The sequence below is a fragment of the Arthrobacter sp. H14 genome (assembly GCF_000520495.1).
Taxonomy (GTDB): domain Bacteria; phylum Actinomycetota; class Actinomycetes; order Actinomycetales; family Micrococcaceae; genus Arthrobacter_C.
The window spans coordinates 1-1,893 of the sequence record NZ_AZRX01000519.1; the positions used below are offsets into that span (position 1 = coordinate 1).

2 protein-coding genes are annotated in these 1,893 nt (G+C 62.4%); both read left to right on the forward strand.

Annotated features, from left to right (window positions below; translation table 11 throughout):
• Positions 1–1,002, forward strand: a 1,002-nt coding sequence (locus Y707_RS22810) for an integrase catalytic domain-containing protein (protein WP_051441568.1), incomplete at its 5' end; no start/stop codon positions are given.
• Positions 1,003–1,161: 159 nt separating this feature from the next.
• Positions 1,162–1,893 (forward strand): alcohol dehydrogenase catalytic domain-containing protein (locus Y707_RS0102185; protein WP_026533870.1); only part of this gene is annotated, 732 nt, incomplete at its 3' end.

The window sequence follows — 1,893 nt, forward strand, 5'->3', positions numbered from 1 at the left end:
TGGCGGCTGGCCGGGATGCCGTCGGGTAAGTATCTTGCCGCGACCATGGGGCTGTGGCTGCCCAGGCTTGAGGCTCACGGGGAGCTTGACCCGAAACGGTTTACTCCGCTGGTGCGGGCGCAGCTGCTGAAGATCTCCGGTGCCACGATTGACCGGTTACTCAAGCCCACCAGGGACGCAGCGAAGCCCAGTGGTTTGTCGGCGACCAAGGCCGGGCCGTTGCTGCGTAACTCGATCACGGTCCGTAAGGCCGGCGATGAACACGAACAGGCTCCCGGCTTCATCGAGGCGGACATGGTCGTCCACTGCGGACCCACCCTGGCCGGGGAATTCGCCAGAACCCTGACGGCCACGGACGTGTTCACCGGGTGGACCGAGAACGTCGCGGTCCGTAACGGCGCCCACAAATGGGTGCTGGGGGCGATGGATGATGTTGTTGCGCGGTTGCCGTTCCCCATGGTCGGACTGGATACGGACAATGGTGGAGAGTTCATCAACCACGCCCTGATCAAGTGGGCCGATGATAAGGACCTCTACTTCACCCGTGCCCGTCCGTACAAGTCCAACGACAACGCCCACGTGGAGCAGAAAAACGGCGACGTGGTCCGCCGGCACGCTTTCCACTACCGCTACGACACGGCCCTCGAACTGAGGCTCCTCAACGAGCTCTACGCCCTCGTGAGGGTCCGGCTGAACCTCTTCACCGCCACCACGAAAGCGGTCGGCTGGCGGTCCAACAAGCACGGGAAAAAGGCCCGCATCTACGACAAGCCGCGGACCCCGTACCAGCGCGTGCTCGATTCAGGGATCCTCTCCCAGGACAAAGCCACCGAGCTGGCCCAACTAATTGATACCACCAACCCGGCCGACCTCACCCGAGGCATCACCGCCATCCAGAACCAACTCATCAAACTCGCCGCAGAGAAAACACGGGCGCTGGAAGCATCATCCACGCGAGCACAAATAGCTGAAACAAGCACAATACTTACACGAGCATCTTGACGGTGACCCACGAAGAAATCCACGCGTGCATCTTGACGGTGATTCCCCGGGCCCCTCGCTGAGGATCCCGGGCTTTCTGACCCAATACGTCGGTGTCGACTATCATATGAGCAATACTTGATTCACAAATGAGCATCGGAGTGGGCAGTGGAACAGACTATGAAATCGTCCGTCCTGGATAGTCCCGGAAAGCTGCGGGTCGAAGAACGGCCCGTTCCCCGCCCCGGCCCGGGCGAAGTGCTCATCCGCATCCACTCCGTGGGCGTCTGCGGGTCCGACACCCACTACTACCAGCATGGCCGTATCGGTTCGCACGTTGTGGAACAACCGCTGGTGCTTGGGCACGAACCCTCCGGACAGATCGCCGCGCTCGGCGAAGGAGTCACCGACCGCTCGGTTGGGCAGCGGGTGTCCCTGGAACCGGGCATCCCCAACCCGCTCTCACCCCAAACACTTTCCGGCTGCTACAACCTTGATCCAGAGGTGCGCTTCTTCGCCACGCCGCCGGTTGACGGCGTCTTCAGTGAGTACGCCGTGCATCCGGCGGCCTTCTGCCATCCGGTTCCCGATCACCTTTCCTACGAAGCGGCAGCACTTCTTGAGCCCCTGAGCGTTGCATTGGCTGCCCGCAGTGCCGGGCGAATTGAACTGGGCGCACGCGTGCTGGTGGCCGGGGCCGGACCTATCGGTTTGCTGGTAGCTGCTGTGGCGCAACTTGCCGGCGCCGAAGTCACCCTCACCGATGTCCGGGCGGAACGGCTCGAATCAGCGGCACGGTATGGTGCCCAGCATGTCTTCACTGCGGAGAACGCTCCGCCGTCCAAACCGGAGTTTGATGCATTCATTGATGCGACCGGCGCCGAGCCCGCAGTTCTCGCCGGTCTTCAGCGC